Annotated in this window: 11 protein-coding genes; 9 read left to right on the top strand and 2 right to left on the bottom strand. The window is 34.0% G+C overall.

Annotated features, from left to right (window positions below):
* Positions 1-23: 23 nt before the first annotated feature.
* From ACZ0AH_RS12710 to ACZ0AH_RS12670, 9 genes are all read left to right on the top strand, one after another.
* Positions 24-746 carry a thioesterase II family protein gene (locus ACZ0AH_RS12710; RefSeq protein ID WP_463476165.1) on the top strand — a complete coding sequence of 241 codons (723 nt, stop codon included), beginning with the start codon at positions 24-26 and terminating at the stop codon, positions 744-746.
* Positions 747-870: 124 nt separating this feature from the next.
* Positions 871-2,523: a cyclic peptide export ABC transporter gene (locus ACZ0AH_RS12705; protein ID WP_463476164.1), complete on the top strand. Its 1,653-nt coding sequence runs from the start codon at positions 871-873 to the stop codon at positions 2,521-2,523.
* A 163-nt stretch (positions 2,524-2,686) separates the two neighbouring features.
* A complete protein-coding gene (locus ACZ0AH_RS12700; RefSeq protein ID WP_463476163.1) occupies positions 2,687-5,068 on the top strand; it encodes a penicillin acylase family protein in 2,382 nt (793 codons plus the stop codon).
* A 535-nt stretch (positions 5,069-5,603) separates the two neighbouring features.
* Positions 5,604-5,783 carry a hypothetical protein gene (locus ACZ0AH_RS12695; RefSeq protein WP_463476162.1) on the top strand — a complete coding sequence of 60 codons (180 nt, stop codon included), beginning with the start codon at positions 5,604-5,606 and terminating at the stop codon, positions 5,781-5,783.
* A 148-nt stretch (positions 5,784-5,931) separates the two neighbouring features.
* On the top strand, positions 5,932-6,630 hold the full coding sequence (locus ACZ0AH_RS12690; RefSeq protein WP_463476161.1) for a 4'-phosphopantetheinyl transferase family protein: 699 nt from the start codon (positions 5,932-5,934) through the stop codon (positions 6,628-6,630).
* Positions 6,631-6,668: 38 nt separating this feature from the next.
* Entirely contained in the window at positions 6,669-7,916 is a 1,248-nt protein-coding gene (gene ccrA / locus ACZ0AH_RS12685) for a crotonyl-CoA carboxylase/reductase (protein WP_463476160.1), read from the top strand.
* Between the two features lie 766 nt (positions 7,917-8,682).
* On the top strand, positions 8,683-11,874 hold the full coding sequence (locus ACZ0AH_RS12680; protein WP_463476159.1) for a SusC/RagA family TonB-linked outer membrane protein: 3,192 nt from the start codon (positions 8,683-8,685) through the stop codon (positions 11,872-11,874).
* A 12-nt stretch (positions 11,875-11,886) separates the two neighbouring features.
* Positions 11,887-13,311 (top strand): SusD/RagB family nutrient-binding outer membrane lipoprotein, encoded by a 1,425-nt coding sequence (locus ACZ0AH_RS12675; protein ID WP_463476158.1) that lies wholly within the window; start codon positions 11,887-11,889, stop codon positions 13,309-13,311.
* A gap of 316 nt (positions 13,312-13,627) precedes the next feature.
* Positions 13,628-13,819, top strand: a complete 192-nt coding sequence (locus tag ACZ0AH_RS12670) for a cold-shock protein (protein ID WP_056194237.1) — start codon at positions 13,628-13,630, stop codon at positions 13,817-13,819.
* 107 nt (positions 13,820-13,926) lie between these two features.
* Here ACZ0AH_RS12670 and ACZ0AH_RS12665 read toward each other — a convergent pair whose 3' ends face one another.
* Positions 13,927-14,430 (bottom strand): hypothetical protein, encoded by a 504-nt coding sequence (locus ACZ0AH_RS12665; protein WP_463476157.1) that lies wholly within the window; start codon positions 14,428-14,430, stop codon positions 13,927-13,929.
* A 102-nt stretch (positions 14,431-14,532) separates the two neighbouring features.
* Positions 14,533-17,247, bottom strand: coding sequence for a S8 family serine peptidase (locus tag ACZ0AH_RS12660; RefSeq protein ID WP_463476156.1), 2,715 nt, complete (start codon positions 17,245-17,247; stop codon positions 14,533-14,535).
* Between the last annotated feature and the right edge of the window lie 321 nt (positions 17,248-17,568).

Below are 17,568 nucleotides of genomic sequence, written 5' to 3'. Positions count from 1 at the left end.
TAACATCTTAAAAAAATAAAGCTATGTATTCAAATCAAAAAATACAGATATTTTTATTGCATTTTGCAGGAGGAAGCTGCTACTCTTTTGATTTTTTAAGACCAGAAATTCAGCATAATTTTGAATTTCAGGCCTTAGAACTTCCCGGAAGAGGCAAAAGAAATCAGGAATCACACCTTTTTAAAAAAACAGCTGCCGTTCAGGATTATGTTTCTCAAATTAAAAAACTAAGAAACACCAATCAGCCTTATATTATCTACGGACATAGTATGGGCGCGACTTTAGGATTATCAGTCGTAAAAGAAATGGAAGAACAGCTGGATGCGCCCAATATGTTAATTGTTTCCGGTAATCCGGGACCGGGCGTTTCCTATAATGACAAAGAAAGACACGCCTTAAGCGATCATGATTTGAAAAAAGAACTGAGATCTTTAGGTGGTGTTCCCGAAGAAATACTCGAAGATGAAGAACTGTATAATTATTTCAGTCCGATTATGAGAGCCGATTTTGAAATTCTGGAAAAATACAAACATTCGGAGATTGGACTTGTCATAAATACGCCAATTCTGGCCGTAATGGGCGATCAGGAAGAAACCGTAACGCAGATCGCAAACTGGAAAAATTATACCAGTAAAAGATTCGATTACAGGATCTTGCCCGGAAACCATTTCTTTATTCACCGTCAGGTAAAAGCAGTCGCAAAAATCATTAACGAATGCGCTGTTTATTCATTGGTCGACTTCTAAACAGAAATTATATTCTTGTTATACTTCCGCGAAAGCGACATTATCCCACCTGAAATTAAATCAAATAAATAAGAACGCTGCGTTGTGGGGCAGGGGATTATTTGTAAATTTTTAAACAATAGACATGGAAAATAATATATCAGAAATTAGCAATTCTAAACTTATACCTTTAAGACCCTTAATAGGATATTCTCTACTGGCTATAATTTCAGGATTATCAGGATTTGCCTTTATAACAATTATTAATAAAATCATAAGCAATTCGATTACTGCAACAGAAACCCTAACGCCGGAAAACTATCTGTATTTATTTATGGGTACAATAGTTGTCTTTTTTATTTCGCGCAGATGGCTCGCAGCCGGGATTATCAGGTTATCCCAAAAAATATACTGGGACATGAGAAAAGATGTCATAAAACTCATTCTGAAAGCGCCTTACAGAAAACTTCAGGAATATAAAGAAGAAGTTTACGCCACATTAACCACAGATGTAAACAATATTTCGAATGCATCATTAATGATAATTACCTTCTTTTCTTCGATTATTCTTATTCTGGCGTGTTTGGTTTATATGGCTTTTTTATCCTTAAAATTATTAGCGGTCAGCGCGGTTGTTATAGCGCTTGGCGTATTAATTTACGCCTTTAGGTCCAAGTCCAGTAATAAGCAATTAAAAGAAGTAAGAGATCTCGAAAAAACATTTATAGCGATTTTTAACAGCATTCTTAACGGAGCAAAAGAAATTAATATAAATGCCGATAAAGGAACTCAGATTTACGATCAGAAACTAATGAAAGTCGCTACAACCGGAGAAACTAAATATGTAACAGCACTTTTAAAATACCTGAACAGCGAGATTATAAGTCAGTTATTATTCTACGGTTTGATTTCGTTTATTCTGGTATTTTCAGGATCCGTGTTTCAAACTCCAGTTGCGATCAAAGTGAGTTTTACGTTTGTTTTATTGTATTTAATGGGACCAATTGTAAGCGTAATGACGATTATTCCGGTTATGAACAGGGCATTGGTTTCGCTTAAAAAAATGAAGAAACTTAGAAAAGATCTCACAAAAATGGAAAAAATGCAGCAGGTTGATAATAAGGGACAATACAGAAATTTTTCGAACCTGAAAATACGCAATTATTCCTTTTCTTTTGGTGAAGACCAGTTTTCTGTCGGGCCAATTAATTTTGATATTAAACGAAATGAAGTTGTGTATGTATATGGCGGAAACGGCGAAGGAAAAACGACTTTTATCAATACGGTTTTAAATCTTTATAATCTCGATAAAGGAGAAGCTTATATTGATGGAGAATTAGTTCCGCTGGAAGAATTAGAGAAAATAAAAAACCTTTTTGCCCCGGTTTTTAGTGATTTTTATTTGTTTGATGAGTTTTACGGAATCACAAACCTGGATTATGATAAAATAAATAAATACCTGAAATTATTTGAATTAGAAGGGAAAGTTCATATAAAAGACGGCTATTTTTCGACCACGCATTTATCTACCGGACAACGCAAACGAATCGCTTTAATCAATACACTTTTAGAAGACAGACCTATAATTGTGCTCGACGAATGGGCTGCAGATCAGGACCCGCATTTCAGACATAAATTTTATACTGAAATTATTCCGATACTGGTTGAAGATGAGGATAAAACAATCATCGCAATCACGCACGACGACAGATATTATAATACCGCAGATACTTTGCTTAAAATGGAGTATGGCAAGTTAGAAAAAACAAACATCGCAGAACTTGCCGAAATCTTTTAGGCATTCAAAAAACAAAATAACCGTTCTATTTATTGGCATTTCGCAAGTTTCTTGATACTTCAGGGGGTAAAAAGAGGTAACGCGTTATGCCTTTTAAATAGCGGGATGAAACCAAATTACACATCATACAAAATTTATTATTTAAAGATATAATCTCAAAAAAATGAAAAAGAAAAAAACAATTAAAGTAATCAAAGTAGTACTTGGAGGCTTGTTATTTCTAGCCTGGATATTTGTTACTACTTTTAATTTAGGGCCGTTTGGTTCATTGGGCAAATTAACGACCTATAAAACAGGTTTGTTATCGGTGCCGTTAGAAAGCAATGGAACTCAGGAAATTCAGAGCAAACAGAAACTAGATATCTATGTCGATAATGTTGGAATTCCACACATATATGGTTCTACAAAAAATGCATCAGCCTACGGATTGGGATATATGCATGCAAAAGACAGGTATTTTCAGATGGAAATGGTGTCCAGAATTGTACAAGGAAGATTATCTGAACTTTTATGGGCAGGAACTTTAAAATCGGATAAATTTTGGAAACCGTATGAATTTGAACAAAAATCAGTAGAACTTCTGGCAACTTACAAGCGCGAAAACCCTGAATTTTATGCTTATTTACAAGCCTATTCAGATGGAGTAAATGCTTATTTGGATAAAAATGAAAATACAGATCCTATCTATAAAGCGTTAGGAACTGCGCCAAGAAAATGGAAAACCGAATATTCTTTGTTATTTACCTGGTATATGAGTTATACCCTGACTTTTTTTGATCATCATATCGATCAGCAGGAAATTTATCAGGAATTACCGGCAGATGTCAGAAACTATTTTTATCCTTTAAAACCGGATGGGATCAATACGATTTTGCCTTCAAATTCAGTTCCATCAACAATAAAAGCGCCAAAATTAGAAGTACAATCTTCAGATATTACTGCTGCAGAAACTCAGAAAAAAGAAGAATCCATATTTGATTTAGGATCTAAATTAATGACGAGCCATAAATTCTATCAGGGAATTGGAAGTAATAACTGGGTTGTAAATAATACCAAAACAAAAAGTAAAAAGAACATTCTGGCTAATGATCCGCATTTGTTTTTGACACTTCCGGAAGCTTTTTATGAAGCTCAGATCGTAACCGATAATTTTAAAGTGTATGGTTTTACAGTTCCCGGCGTTCCCGTGGTGGTAAGCGGACATAATGATAAACTTTCGTGGGGAATTACAAATGGAGAATGGGATCTGGTTGACCGATACAAACTTCAGGTAAAAAATGACAGTTTATACCTTTATGAAGGAAAATGGATTCCGTTTATTGTTAAAAATTATACAATCAAAGTAAAAGGCAAATCTGATTATATCGAAAAATACAAAAGTACATTACAAGGTAAAGTTATAAAAGAAGAGGATGGTCAGTATTATGCACAGCATTGGTATGCAGCAGAAAAAAGCAACTCTGTAAAAGCCATGTACGAAGTAATGAAAAGTCAAAATTGGGATGGATTTTCAACAGCATTAAAAGACTATAGTTATCCGCCGCAAAACTTTGCTTATAGTGATGTAAATGATAATATCGGGATTGTTTGTGCAGGACAATTGCCGGAAAGAAGTACCGGATATGTTGGTCAGTTGCTTGATGGAACAAAAAAATATATTCCTTCAAAACCTTTAAATTCTTTTTGGTCTGCTTATAATCCGGAGAAAGGATTTTTGTTTTCGGCAAATCAGCAGCCAATTCAGAACAACGTTTATTTTGGCGCACACGGTTCAAAAGACAATTACAGGGCAAAACGTATTTATACTTTATTAGAAGAAAATAAAAACTGGACGGTTGCCGAAATTCAGAAAATGCAAAGCGATGAAGTGGATATTTCTCTTAATGATTTTAAAACATTAATGAATAATTATACCCTGAAAAGCAAGTATAATGATATCGCAAAAGAATTAAAAAACTGGGACGGAAACATGAACGGTCAGGAAAATCAGGCTTTGGTTTATGAAACATTACGAAATGTATCGATAGCAGAAGCGAAGCAATTTGCGAAAACCAAACTTCAGGTCAAACAAGAACCTTCGTTAGAGTATTTTGTAAAATATTTAAATGATAAAAAATACACGATTCCGGCTGATAACAAGCAAAAAATTGTAGATGCGATTTTCGAGAAAACACTGGACACTTTAACCAAACAATATGGTGATAAATGGAAAAATGTTACCTACAAAAAGATCTCTCAATTTGATATCAATAACATTTTGTTCATTCCGGGCTTAGGAGAAAAAATTGAAAACGCTGGCGGAAACATCAATACCATTAATATCAATACACAGACATTTCACCCGGTTTTTCGTGCCGTTTATGAAGTAAAAGACGGAAAAATGCAGGCGCATACCATTCTGGCCGGAGGTCAAAGCGGTATGATAAATTCAAAACATTACAAAGATCAAATTGCATCCTGGAGCAAAGGCCAGTACAAAACCGTGCAATATGCCGATAATCCTGAGAAACTTACAAATATTAAAAACATTATAAAATTTAACTAATGAAAAACATACTGAATTACCTGCCATTTATAGTTGTATTAATACCACAATTTTTAATAAACAACTATACCATAATATTGATATTTACGATTTTAACAGGCTTTGTGTCTTCTTTTTTAATAGAAAACAATAAAGTATTCTTAAAGTCTTTTATACTTGGGCTTATCGTATTTACAACTGTATTTCTGATCTATCAATCACGCGTGGATTATGTAAATGGTCTTCTGATAAATCTGGGATTATCCAGCTTATTCATATACGTTTTGTTTCCAATATTTAGCGCCTTAAACACGGCAATTCTCTTCTTTTTTGGCTATAAAACAGGACAATTATTCAACAACAGAAAACTGGTACATAATTAATCCAAATTAATTTCAACACATAGAAACATAGCGTTTTTTTACCCGCAAATACTATGTTTTTATGTGTTTCATATGGCTTTTATGAATTACCCAAACCCTGAAACCCGATGATATTGGGCGGAGCGTTCCTTTACTTTTTTAAAACTATCGATAACTTAAAATAATCACATAAGATGAAAGATCGTAAACCAAAATGTAACTGTGCTAAAAATGGAATGTGCGGACGTGAATTAAGTTTAATAAAACAAGGAAAACTGGCATCTGATGCTAATAATACAAAAAACGAAGTATGTCCGTTAAGGGCTTTGCTTGCTGAGATTTCATTGGCTGGAAATAAAGCTAAAGCAGTCTAAAAAACATCAGAATAACCAGAATAAAAAACACTATTCGATAATAGAAATTTTAGTATCGAAATGAAAAAAAATAAAATATTGGTAAAGTCTAATGCAAAATATATAGTGAAAAACTTCATCGTATATTTTTATACACATTCAAAGAATTATGCAAAATTCGATACATTACTTAGCCTTTAGTGATTTTAAATCCATTCCCAGAATAGATTTAAAAGAAGATGAATATTATTTATTTCAATATTCAAATGACAGCAATCCGGATCAGGATATTCTAAAATATTACCTGGAATTTTTGCCTCAAAAATTTAAGCAGGAAGTACTTAAATACAGAAAGTTGAATGACAGATACAATTGCTTGTTCGGAAAACTAATGGTATGCATGGGATCTTATATTTTGGGATATAATTCATTTGAATTTGAGAAAATCATGAAAGACAGTTATGGCAAACCTTATATGCTTGACAGTGGTTTTAACTTTAATATTTCTCACAGCGGCAATACCGTTGTATGTGTTTTTAGCAAACAAGATGTAGGGATTGACATTGAAGAAATCAATGAAATAGATTATTCTTTGTTCGAAAATGTTTTTTCATCCCGCGAATTTGAAGCTATAAATAAAGAAGGATTAGATAAGTTTTATGAATTCTGGACCAAGAAAGAATCTGTTATTAAAGCGATAGGAAAAGGAATGTCGATTCCGCTTACCAAAATCGAAATAGATAAAGGTTATACCAATTACGGAGAAGATACGTGGTATACAAAAAGCTTTAAAATTGACAACAAATACTGTTCAATCACCGCAAAACGTGACCTTGTAAGAGTTCAGGAAACGCACATTATATTTTAGAAAAAGACAATTAAAAATAAAAGTTAACAATTAAAATTATGGAAAAATTAGTACTTGAACTTTCAAATGAATTAGTTGTAAAAGATTTATACGAAATGGATGAATGTCCGCCTTTAGGCCATACACCAGCCCTAATGCATGCTTATGTTATAAGACCGGAAAATCACGGTACTCCGGATCAGGCCTTTCAACGCGAAATTATTGCAACTCCAAAACTTGGATTTAACGAAGTTTTAGTCAAAGTAATGGCTGCAGGAGTAAATTATAACGGTCTTTGGGCCGGATTAGGAGAACCGGCTTCGCCAACTGCATTTCATGGAAAAGATTTTCATATTGCCGGAAGCGATGCGTCCGGGATTATATGGGAAGTAGGAGAGGGATTGAAAAACAATCCGGAATTTAAATTTAAAATTGGTGATGAAGTTATCGTGCACTGTGGTCAAACCTGTGGCATATGTCAGGAATGCAACGGTGGAAATCCGATGCTTTGCGAATCGCAAAAAATATGGGGATATGAAACTCCGTATGGATCTTTTGCGCAGTATACCAAAGTTCGCGCGCAGCAATTGCTTCAAAAACCAAAACACTTAACATGGGGAGAAGCCGGCGGATATATGCTGACGTATGCGACGGTCTGGAGAATGCTTTATGGCTTTGCGCCGAATGATTTAAAACCGGGAACAAATGTATTGGTGTGGGGCGGAAGCGGAGGTTTGGGAGCAACCGCGATTCAGTTAATTAAATTGGCAGGCGGAAATGCTGTTGCCGTTACATCGAGCGATGAACGAGGAGAAAAATGTTTGGAACTAGGTGCGGTTGGCTATATTAACCGACAAAAGTTTAATTGCTGGGGCACTTTGCCGGACATTAATAAAAAGGAAGAATACAAGGAATATTTGAAAGAAGTTAGAAAATTTGGAAGTGCAATTTGGGATATCTTAGGCAAAAAAGTGAATCCTGATATTGTTCTGGATCATATTGGTTCTCAAACTTTTCCGGTAAGTACATATGTTGTAAAATCAGGTGGAATGGTTGTTTTCTGCGGTGCTACGTCAGGATTTAATATGTCTTTTGATGCTTCGTTTGTCTGGATGCGACAAAAAAGAATTCAGGGATCTCATTTTTCATCATTATCAGAATTGTACAATGCCAATCAGCTTATTTTACAGAAAAAATTTCATCCGGTAATATCGCAGGAATTTAGTTGGGAGGAATTGCCATTGGCACATCAAAAAATGCTCGATAATAGTATTGAATATGGAAATGTGGTCATCAATTTAACTTAAAATTTCAAATTATAAAGAAGTAAAAACGAATAGTAACAATTTAATTTCATCAATAGAAAAAGACTAAAAATATCCTGATTTAAATATATCTAAAGGCGACTAAGTTAAAAGCAATTTTTTCTTAGCCGCCTTTTTTGTTTTATTATTTTTTCAATGATAACGCGCTTTCACGAAGAATACAGATTTTTGAAAACAATTAATATTTTCACATTATGTTGATTAATTTTAGTAAAAATCTTACGCTTTGTAAAAATAATATTCCGCATTAACTCTTTTGTTTTAAGTAATTTAAAATTTGACACTTAATTTAATTAACATTTTTTTTGTAAAAAAAGCGATTAAAATTTTGAGGTTAATATTTTTAATATACTTTTGTTCTATCAAATTAGTAGTATTTAAAACAAATTAACGCAAAACCGATTAAAGCCCATAAAATACATTGTCGTTTTTGAACAGCTAAAACCATTTAGTAATTTATATTTTAAGAGTTATGGCTGTTGAAAATTCATCAATCTTTAATTCATATTAATTTTTAAAAAGAGGAAGCCTGAATGTTAGGGTTGAAATCCTGAAAAAAGCAATTCAAATAAATAGTAATCCAAAATAAAAAAAATGAAAAAGCGAATGTGTTGCAGTTAAAAAAAAACCATTTCTGTTGCAGCAGAAATGGCGAAGCTTAAAGAAATTGTACATCTCTTCTATAAGGAAGCGAGAATGGAGTGAATCCGTTTTCGGCTCGCCTTATGTATTAAACCAAAACAAAGTAATGAAAAAAAAATTAAATAGATATGCATGGCTATGCATTTTGTTGATTTCCATAGGAATAAAAGCCCAAGAGACGAAGCCGTTAATACAATCCAGACTCGAAGGAATAGTGATCGATGCGGTTACAAAAGAACCTGTAATTGGAGCTTCGATAAACATAAAAGGCACGACACACGGCGTTGTAACTGATTTTGACGGGAAGTTTTATTTCCAGACCGGACAAAAATTTCCTTATACTTTAATCGTAAGTTTTCTGGGTTATAAAAGATCAGAAACTGTAGTAGATAAAAATTCAGTTGTCATTGAAATTACCCAGGAACAAAACGCGTTGTCAGAAGTAGTAGTTACCGCACTTGGAATTTCAAAAGAAAAAAAATCGCTGGGATATACAACTCAGGCGCTCAAAGGCAAGGATTTAGGAGAAACAAAAGAAACGAACTTTTTGAATGGCCTTACGGGTAAATTGGCAGGTGTACGCATTACCAATTCTCAGGGTGATATGGGATCTTCCCGTATCGTTATTCGCGGTGAAACTTCTATTGCCGGAAATAACCAGCCGTTATTTGTGGTAGACGGAGTTCCTGTAGACAACTCGCAGTTAGGAAGCGTTGGCGGAGCAACCCGCGATTTCAAAAATGCAATTGCAGATATAAATCCGCAGGATATCGAAACTTTAACGGTATTAAAAGGTCCAAATGCTGCTGCGCTTTACGGATCACGTGCAGCGCATGGTGTGGTTTTGATTACTACAAAATCAGGGAAAAATCAAAAAGGTCTTGGTATAAGTTTTAGTACTGGGATAACAGCTTCTCAAGTGACTACTTTACCAACTTTTCAAAATTCATTTGGACAAGGTTCAAACGGAAAATTCAGTTATGTTGATGGAAAAGGAGGCGGAATTAATGATGGAGTTGATGAAAGCTGGGGACCAAAATTAGACGGACGTCTTATTCCGCAATTTAATTCAAATGGTGTGGCAGTGCCTTTTATAGCGCATCCTGATAATGTGAAGGACTTTTTTAATACGGGTCTTACATATGATAATAGTATTTCTGTAGCAAAATCAGATGATAAATCAGATTTCCGTTTAGGAGTAAACAATCAAAAACAATTGGGAACAGTACCAAATAGTGAAGTAAACAAAACAAACTTTACCATTAACACGAATTACCAATTATCTCAAAGTATAAAAGTAGGTGTAAATGCCAATTATATTGTTACAGATGCTCCGGCACTTCCGGGTGGTCCATCGGGTAACCGTGCTGCGGGTGTTATGCTTCAGTTTCTTTGGTTCGGACGTCAGGTTGATACGCATGAACTTGAAAATAACAGAGATGTAAACTGGAACAACAGCTATTATAGCAATCCATATTGGAATGCTTATTATAATACGACCAGCCAGCAGCGCAACCGTTTGATTGGTGATATCCATTTGGATGCAAAACTTGCGGATGGACTTAATTTTAAATTCCGTACCGGAGTGGATTATTATAACGATCGCAGAAAATACACGATTAAATATGGTACAAACGGAACTCCTTTCGGATCATATGCGGAAGATGCTTATACAGTAAGCGAACAAAATACAGAAGGTATTTTTACGTATACCAAAAAACTGGGTGAAGATTTTAGTTTAGATGCCCTTGCCGGATTCAATGTTCGTACGCATAGCGATGCAAACAATTATCAAAAAGCACCACGTTTGGCTGTTCCTGATTTGTATACATTAACAAATTCCAGAGATCCGTTAACGTCATCAAATTCCTATTCAAGATTAAAGGTTTACAGTGGATATGCATCTGCACAATTGGGTTTTAGAAACTATGCTTTTTTAAATTTAACGGCGCGTAACGATTGGTCATCAACATTGCCAAGCAATAACCGTTCTTACTTTTATCCTTCTGTTAATGGTAGTTTGATTTTATCTGATGCCTTTAATCTGAAAAGCAATACACTTGATTTCTTAAAGATTCGTGGCGGATGGTCTGAAGTTGGGAACGATGCAGATCCGTATCAATTGTCTACGGTTTATAATTTTCAGACAGCATTCGACGGAAATCCGATTCAAACTTCTTCACAAAAGAAATTGAATGATAACCTGAAACCGGAAACGACACGTTCTACCGAAGTTGGTTTAGAAGCTTCTTTCTGGAAAAACAGACTTCATTTTGATGTTGCGTATTACAATACCAATAGTTTAGACCAGATTTTGGAAATAAAAACAACTGCAGCAAGTGGTTATAATTCACAATTAATCAATGCAGGAAAAATAAACAATCATGGTATCGAAATTCAATTGGACGGAAATCCTGTTCAAACTGAAAATTTCAAATGGAATGTTGGAGTAAATTATTCAAAGAATACGAGCAAGGTAGAGATTCTTGATTATGACAAACAAATTCAAAACTACACGATTGGTACTTCTGGAGGAGTTGATGTATTAGCATCTGTAGGACAAGCTTATGGAGCACTTTACGGAACAGCGTATTTGCGTGACGCAAGCGGAAACATTGTTGTTGGTGCAAATGGATTGCCAAAAGCAGATCCGACAAAAAAAGTATTAGGACATTATACACCAGATTATATTGGTGGTGTTACGAATACATTAACGTATAAAAACCTTGAACTTTCATTTCTTATTGATGCAAGTGTAGGCGGACAGATTTTTTCAGGAACAAACAGAACAGGTAATTATACAGGTGTATTGGCGCAAACGCTTCCGGGTCGTGATGCAGAAAATGGCGGTTTAAATTACTATTATCCAGGCAACAATACTTCTAATCCAAAAACCTTGTTAACAGGTACAACTGCTCCTGGCGGAGTGCCGGTTTATGATGACGGAATGATTTTTAAAGGCGTTTATGCTGACGGAACTCCAAATACTACAGTTCTTAGTGCACAGGAATATTACAAAGCGTCCTACAATATTAGTGAAGCCTACATTTACAGTTCAACTTATGTAAAACTGAGAGAAGTAAGACTTACTTATAATGCTGATAAAAAACTAGTTAAAAAACTGGGATTGGCAGGAGCAAGTATTACTGCGGCAAGCCGTAACTTGTTCTTTATTTACAAAGACGTGCCAAATATCGATCCGGAATCGGCTTTTAATACTGGAAATGCACAAGGATTGGAGAGTTTGACTTTGCCAACAACCAGAAATTTCAGCCTTAATGTTAATCTTAAATTTTAAAAACACGAAATCATGCTAAAAAAAATAGCTTATATAACGCTGTTTGCATTGTCACTGACTTCTTGCAGCAACGATCTGGATGAAATTAATAAAAATCCAAATGCAACCGAAACACCATTAGCGCCTTATCTGTTAACCGGATCGCTAAAACAAGGTGCTGATTTATATTGGGGATCAACAAATAATTTTGATTCGTCTTTATTATTTGTGCAGCATTGGGCAAAAATTCAATATACAGAACCGGACAGATACGATGTTTCGAACACGTCTTTCACGACTTTGTGGAATACGGGATATGCCACTTTGATTACAGATTTGAACACGATTCTTAATTTCCCTGCAGATCAGGCAAACTCCAATTATAAAGGAATTGCATTGACTTTGCGCTCATGGACATTTTTATTGCTGACAGATGCTTACGGAAATATTCCGTATAAAGAAGCAGGTCAAAAAGTAACGCCGGCCTATAATACCCAAAAAGAAGTTTACACAGGATTATTGGAAGATTTAAAACAAGCGCAGACTTTGCTAAATACAACAGGCGGCGCTGTAACCGGTGATTTGGTTTATAAAGGCGATATTTTAAAATGGAAAAAACTAGTAAACTCGCTTCGTTTGCGTATTGCATTGAGAATTTCAGACAGAGAACCTGCTTTGGCAAAACAAGCTGCGATCGAAGCAACGACTGATGCTGCAGGAGTATTGAGCAGCAATAGCGATACTTTTCAGTTTAATTACATCAGTTCACCTCAGCAAAATCCGGCTTCGGCATGGTTTGAAACCCGTGATGATTATCGTATTTCAAAAACTTTGGTCGATAAATTATATGCATTATCAGATCCGCGTTTGCCTGTATTTGCACAATTACCATCAGATACAAGTGTAAATAAATATGTTGGTGCAGCTAACGGATTATCAAACAGTGATGCTAATAGTCAGGGTTTTGCGAAAACATCAAAACCGGGCAAATACTTCCTGACCTCAACATCGCCGGCTGTAATTGCTTCTTATTCAGAAACATTATTCAATCTTTCAGAAGCTGTGGCGCGAGGTTATATTGCTGGAGATGCAGAACAGTTTTATAAAAATGCCATTACGGCATCGCTGAATCAATTTGGTATTACAGATGCGACAGTTATTGCGAATTATCTTAATCAGGCAACTGTGAAGTATGATGCAACAAATTATGCCAAATCGATAGGTACGCAAAAATGGATCGCATTTTACGGACAAGGTCTTGATGCTTTTGTAGAGTGGAGAAGACTGGATTATCCGGTATTAACGGCTGGTCCGGCAACAGTTTTAGACGGGCAGATACCTTCGCGTTTCTTTTATCCGGGAACAGAACAATCGTTGAACGGAATTAGTTATCAGGCTGCAGTAACTGCTCAGGGGAAAGATTTGCTGACTACAAAACTATGGTTTGATGTAAAATAGATGAATTTAGAAAAAGGCATTTAATTTTGAATTTGCCCTTTATAAATTCAAATTCATATTATTTGAAATCATTCACTAACTTGATAAATATTAATTATTTGCATTGGAAATAACGGTGAAATAGAAAAGTAATTTCAGGTTAAAACAGACTAAATTACAGTATATTTAACGCTATAATTAAGTTTTGTTTGCCGGATGTGAAATGTCTGATTTTTAATAATTTAATAAAATAACAGAAATTTTAAATATAAGTTGTTCTTTTCCAGTAAAATATAAATAAAAGTCTTACATTTGAATTTCAACAAATAATTATAATATGCAAGAAGGTACAGTAAAATTCTTCAATGAAGAAAAAGGTTTTGGATTTATTACTCCAAAAAACGGTGGAAGTGAAATTTTTGTTCACGTTTCAGGTTTATCAGAAAACATTCGTGAGAACGATGAAGTACGTTACGATGTGGCAGAAGGCAAAAAAGGCCCGAACGCTGTTAACGTAGTAGTAGCTTAATATACTTAAATGAATGTATATAAAAACACCTGCAAATTGCAGGTGTTTTTTTGTTATATCGGGATGCTAATTTGGTTGAATTGAAATCAAATTATGAAGCGTCATCATTATTGTTTTTTATTTTCCAATTGAACCTTAAATTCACCAACATAAGGATTATCAGCCATTTGAGAATGTCCAATTACTAAGATATAATCTCCTTTTTGTTTAAGGGGAATTTTTAAATCCATTCCAAAAGGTCCGTCTGAAGATTTATCGGGAAAAATAACTTGATTAAAACGAATGTTTCCTTTTCCTGTAGTTGGAACAATATTTCCTTTTAATTCGCCTATATTTTCATTTTTAAATTTGACATATACTCTCGAATGAATCGAATCTATAGTACCCTGAGCTGTAAACAGGCCTTTTTCATCTGTATAATTCATGACGATAGTGTCGCCTGTTTGTTTGTTCTCTTCTATGTTTTCTGGTTTGCTTTCTTCTGTAGTTTTTGTTGTGCTTTTCGTTGTGAGCGTTGTATCTGAGGCAACATCAACAGCAGTTTTAGTATTTTCTTTTTGTTGACATGAGAAAAAGAAAATCGATAGTAGAAGGATTGAGAAATTTTTCATAACTGTTTTTTTATAAGATCAACTCAAATTTAGGTTTTCTGTTCGCCTATTCTATTACATAATAATATTTTGATTTTGCAGGATCCGGATCTGAATAGTCATTTAAAAAACGGCAATTTTCCCAGTTTGCATTTCACCTGAACTTGTAATTATTTTATAGATATAAATTCCCGAAGCAGTATTTTTTAGGTTGATATTATTCGTTTTAGAAAGCAAAGGCGAAGTAAGCGTATTTTGTCCGCTAATGTTGTACAAATAAAAAGTAGCGTTTCCTTCTTTTTTTGCTTCAATATTTAATTCCTCATTTTTGCTTAATAATGTGGGATAAACAAAAAACAAATCATCGCCTAAATAATTAGCATTAAGAATCGAAGAACCTATTATAATATTGCTTTCTAAAATGATATTGATTTTATAGGTATTGCTGCCCTTTACAGGATCTAAATCTACAAAAGAAAATGTTTTTGAATTGAGATTATTTATAGTGTTAATAACACTTTCGCCATTATTATTTATTTTGATTAACTCAATTCTTTTGATGTTATATAAGCTGAAAAGACTCGCATCAATCTTTACTTTATCCTCTTCAAAAACTTCGGCAAAAGCCAACTCAAAATAGCAATTTGAGTTTTGGGCATATTGTAATGTTGACTCGCTTTTTATTCCTTCGTTAGTATCAAAAACAGGAGTAATCGTGTAAATTTTCCCATCATTATAAATATAGTTTGTGTTTGTGGTTTGCTCTTTAAATTCCAAATAATCTCCTGTAAGCTGATAAATATTAAAAGAAGAAACATCGGCAGGTTTGTCCCAATTAATTTCTGTTGTGCCATCGCAAACTAAACTCGTGCTGATATTTAAATCATAAGAAATCGTAAAAGAATCAGAGATATAATCGACATTATTGATGGTCATTTTTAATTTTGCTTTTGAAAATTTTTGTTCCAAAGGATTGTAAGTAAATTGTTCATTCTGGAGATTTATCTCATTTCCAATAACTTCCCAGGTTTGTCCATTATTATAACTAATAGACAATTGTCCGGAAATACCAGAAAACGAAGAATTCCATTTGAAAGGCGAAATAGTTTTGCCGTCGTAAGGAAAATTATCAGTATTGATTGGGTAATTCCATTCAAATTGATTTTCCAATTCATATTCGTAAGCGATGCTGTATTCCTGAGAAGCATTCGAAATATACGAACCCATAACATTAACGGTATAAGATCCGGATGCTAAGTTTTCGATAGTGACCTGTTCTACGGTATTTATTTTATCTTTTCCTCTTAAAGCTTGCTGTTCAGGAGATTCCGGATTAAGAATCCAGGGTAAAAAAGCGGTATTATCAACCGAAATAACTTCCAGATCCAAATCGTTTACCAAACTGATATTACTATTGATTGCAGCGGGCAAATCGTTCCAGACTAAGGTGATTTTTAAGTTTTTTGCATTTGCAGGAAGCATAATAGTATGAGAATTTGTCTGTCCAGAGGTCAAATTGCCGGATATAATTCTGTTTTCGCTGATCGTTTTTAAACATTTATCAGCATTGATATTGCCATAACCATAGGTAAAATCAGGACCTGCGTTGCCTAAATCTTTGGCACTATTTATTAAAATTGCTTTTGTCAGTGTATTACTCAAGGCGATATTGTTTATTGTTTTATAATGCTGTTTCATAAGCGTAATAATTCCTGTGGCAACTGCTGCAGCATTTGAAGTTCCTTGTGTACTAAAAGCGACTAACTCCGGTTTTATTCGGCCGTCAAACGCCGGACCTTTTGAAGAAAAAGGCATAATTACTTCATTTTGGTCGATGCAGCCTATTACAATACTATTTTTGGATTGTTTGAAATTACCTGTAATCGATTTATAACCGTTAAGTCCGGTGTTGCCAGACGAAAAACAGTGCGTTAAATCAGGATTTGAGAATAATTGGGAATCATAAGCATTTGCGAGCGAACCATAAAAATTCTCAATTTCGGTACCGTAAGAATGATTTTGAGTAAAAACGCCCTGCAAAGTTGCGATTTCGTCAGGATAAATATTCAAGAAGTCAGAGGAATGGATTTTAGCTTTTTGCGCGACACCTTTTCCTAATGCAGAACTATTTCCCAATCCGGAAACTATAGTTGCCATAGCCGTTGCGTGGCTTGATACTACAGCCGATTCTGTTTGTGAAGGAATGTGTTTATTCAATAAATCAATATCATTTACATCAAAAAAATCATCTTTGATTGCCACAATTTGATTTTCGCCTGTTGCAAGCGGAAAATTAGTATGGGCTTTATTGATGAAATTGATCGTAAAATTTTGATCTGTTATTTTAGATTCCGCTTTTGGCTGAAACGATTCCTGGGAAACAGAAGTTACGCTGTTTAAAGGAATAATTTCATCCCTAATTTTTTTGGAATCACTTTTTATCATTACAAGATGATTATCCAATATTTTGATGTCAGAAATGTGTATGGATTTTAAATCTGTAAGTAAGGTTTGGATCGTATCAGTTGAGATTATATAGGGTTTGTCTTCGGAATGATTTGAAAAATTGGATGGTAATTTCCATAAACTATTTACTGGCTGAATATTTTTTGAAACCCGATTGGATTTTGAACTTTCATTTTCGACAATACAAAAAGTATTGTCCAGTTTTTTTACAATTTTGTAGTTGTTGTGATGTGCATTTTCTAAAGATGTAAAATAGTATTTCTCAAATTTTGTTACGTTTTCTTTTTTGATGTATAGTTTCCATTTCTCAGAATTTTGTGAGAAACTGATTGTCGTTATTATAAAAAGGAGAAAAGTAATTCGTTTCTTCATTTACTGCAGATGTTAGGGCTATTATAAACATTCTTATTAATGATTTAAAAATTGACTATTACAGCTTTTTTTACTTCTTAAATCAGATCCATCAAAAGTTGAAATTTATGCTTAATAATTTCTATTTGAAATATTTATGCGTTGTAGGTAAAGTCAAAGTTATTAAATTATTTGTAAAAAAAATATGATTTTTTATTTCCTGCAAAATCTTCAAAACCTTTTAGAGTATTCTTTTTTTATAACTGTATTTGTTTTTAAATCTCATATAAGTTTCTAAATCATTTCTTAACAGCTGCAAAACAAATAAAATATTTAAATAGT

Source organism: Flavobacterium sp. AC105 (assembly GCF_979258495.1).
The sequence above is the reverse complement of the archived record's forward strand: the minus strand, read 5'-3'. Positions and strand labels throughout refer to the sequence as shown.

Bases quoted from the DNA above. Each gene is read 5' to 3' on its own strand.
- ACZ0AH_RS12690 (WP_463476161.1), top strand. From the start codon at position 5,932: ATGCAAAATTCGATACATTACTTAGCCTTTAGTGATTTTAAATCCATT.
- ACZ0AH_RS12665 (WP_463476157.1), bottom strand. From the start codon at position 14,430: ATGAAAAATTTCTCAATCCTTCTACTATCGATTTTCTTTTTCTCATGT.
- ACZ0AH_RS12705 (WP_463476164.1), top strand. From the start codon at position 871: ATGGAAAATAATATATCAGAAATTAGCAATTCTAAACTTATACCTTTA.
- ACZ0AH_RS12670 (WP_056194237.1), top strand. From the start codon at position 13,628: ATGCAAGAAGGTACAGTAAAATTCTTCAATGAAGAAAAAGGTTTTGGA.
- ACZ0AH_RS12710 (WP_463476165.1), top strand. From the start codon at position 24: ATGTATTCAAATCAAAAAATACAGATATTTTTATTGCATTTTGCAGGA.
- ccrA (WP_463476160.1), top strand. From the start codon at position 6,669: ATGGAAAAATTAGTACTTGAACTTTCAAATGAATTAGTTGTAAAAGAT.
- ACZ0AH_RS12675 (WP_463476158.1), top strand. From the start codon at position 11,887: ATGCTAAAAAAAATAGCTTATATAACGCTGTTTGCATTGTCACTGACT.
- ACZ0AH_RS12680 (WP_463476159.1), top strand. From the start codon at position 8,683: ATGAAAAAAAAATTAAATAGATATGCATGGCTATGCATTTTGTTGATT.
- ACZ0AH_RS12660 (WP_463476156.1), bottom strand. From the start codon at position 17,247: ATGAAGAAACGAATTACTTTTCTCCTTTTTATAATAACGACAATCAGT.
- ACZ0AH_RS12695 (WP_463476162.1), top strand. From the start codon at position 5,604: ATGAAAGATCGTAAACCAAAATGTAACTGTGCTAAAAATGGAATGTGC.
- ACZ0AH_RS12700 (WP_463476163.1), top strand. From the start codon at position 2,687: ATGAAAAAGAAAAAAACAATTAAAGTAATCAAAGTAGTACTTGGAGGC.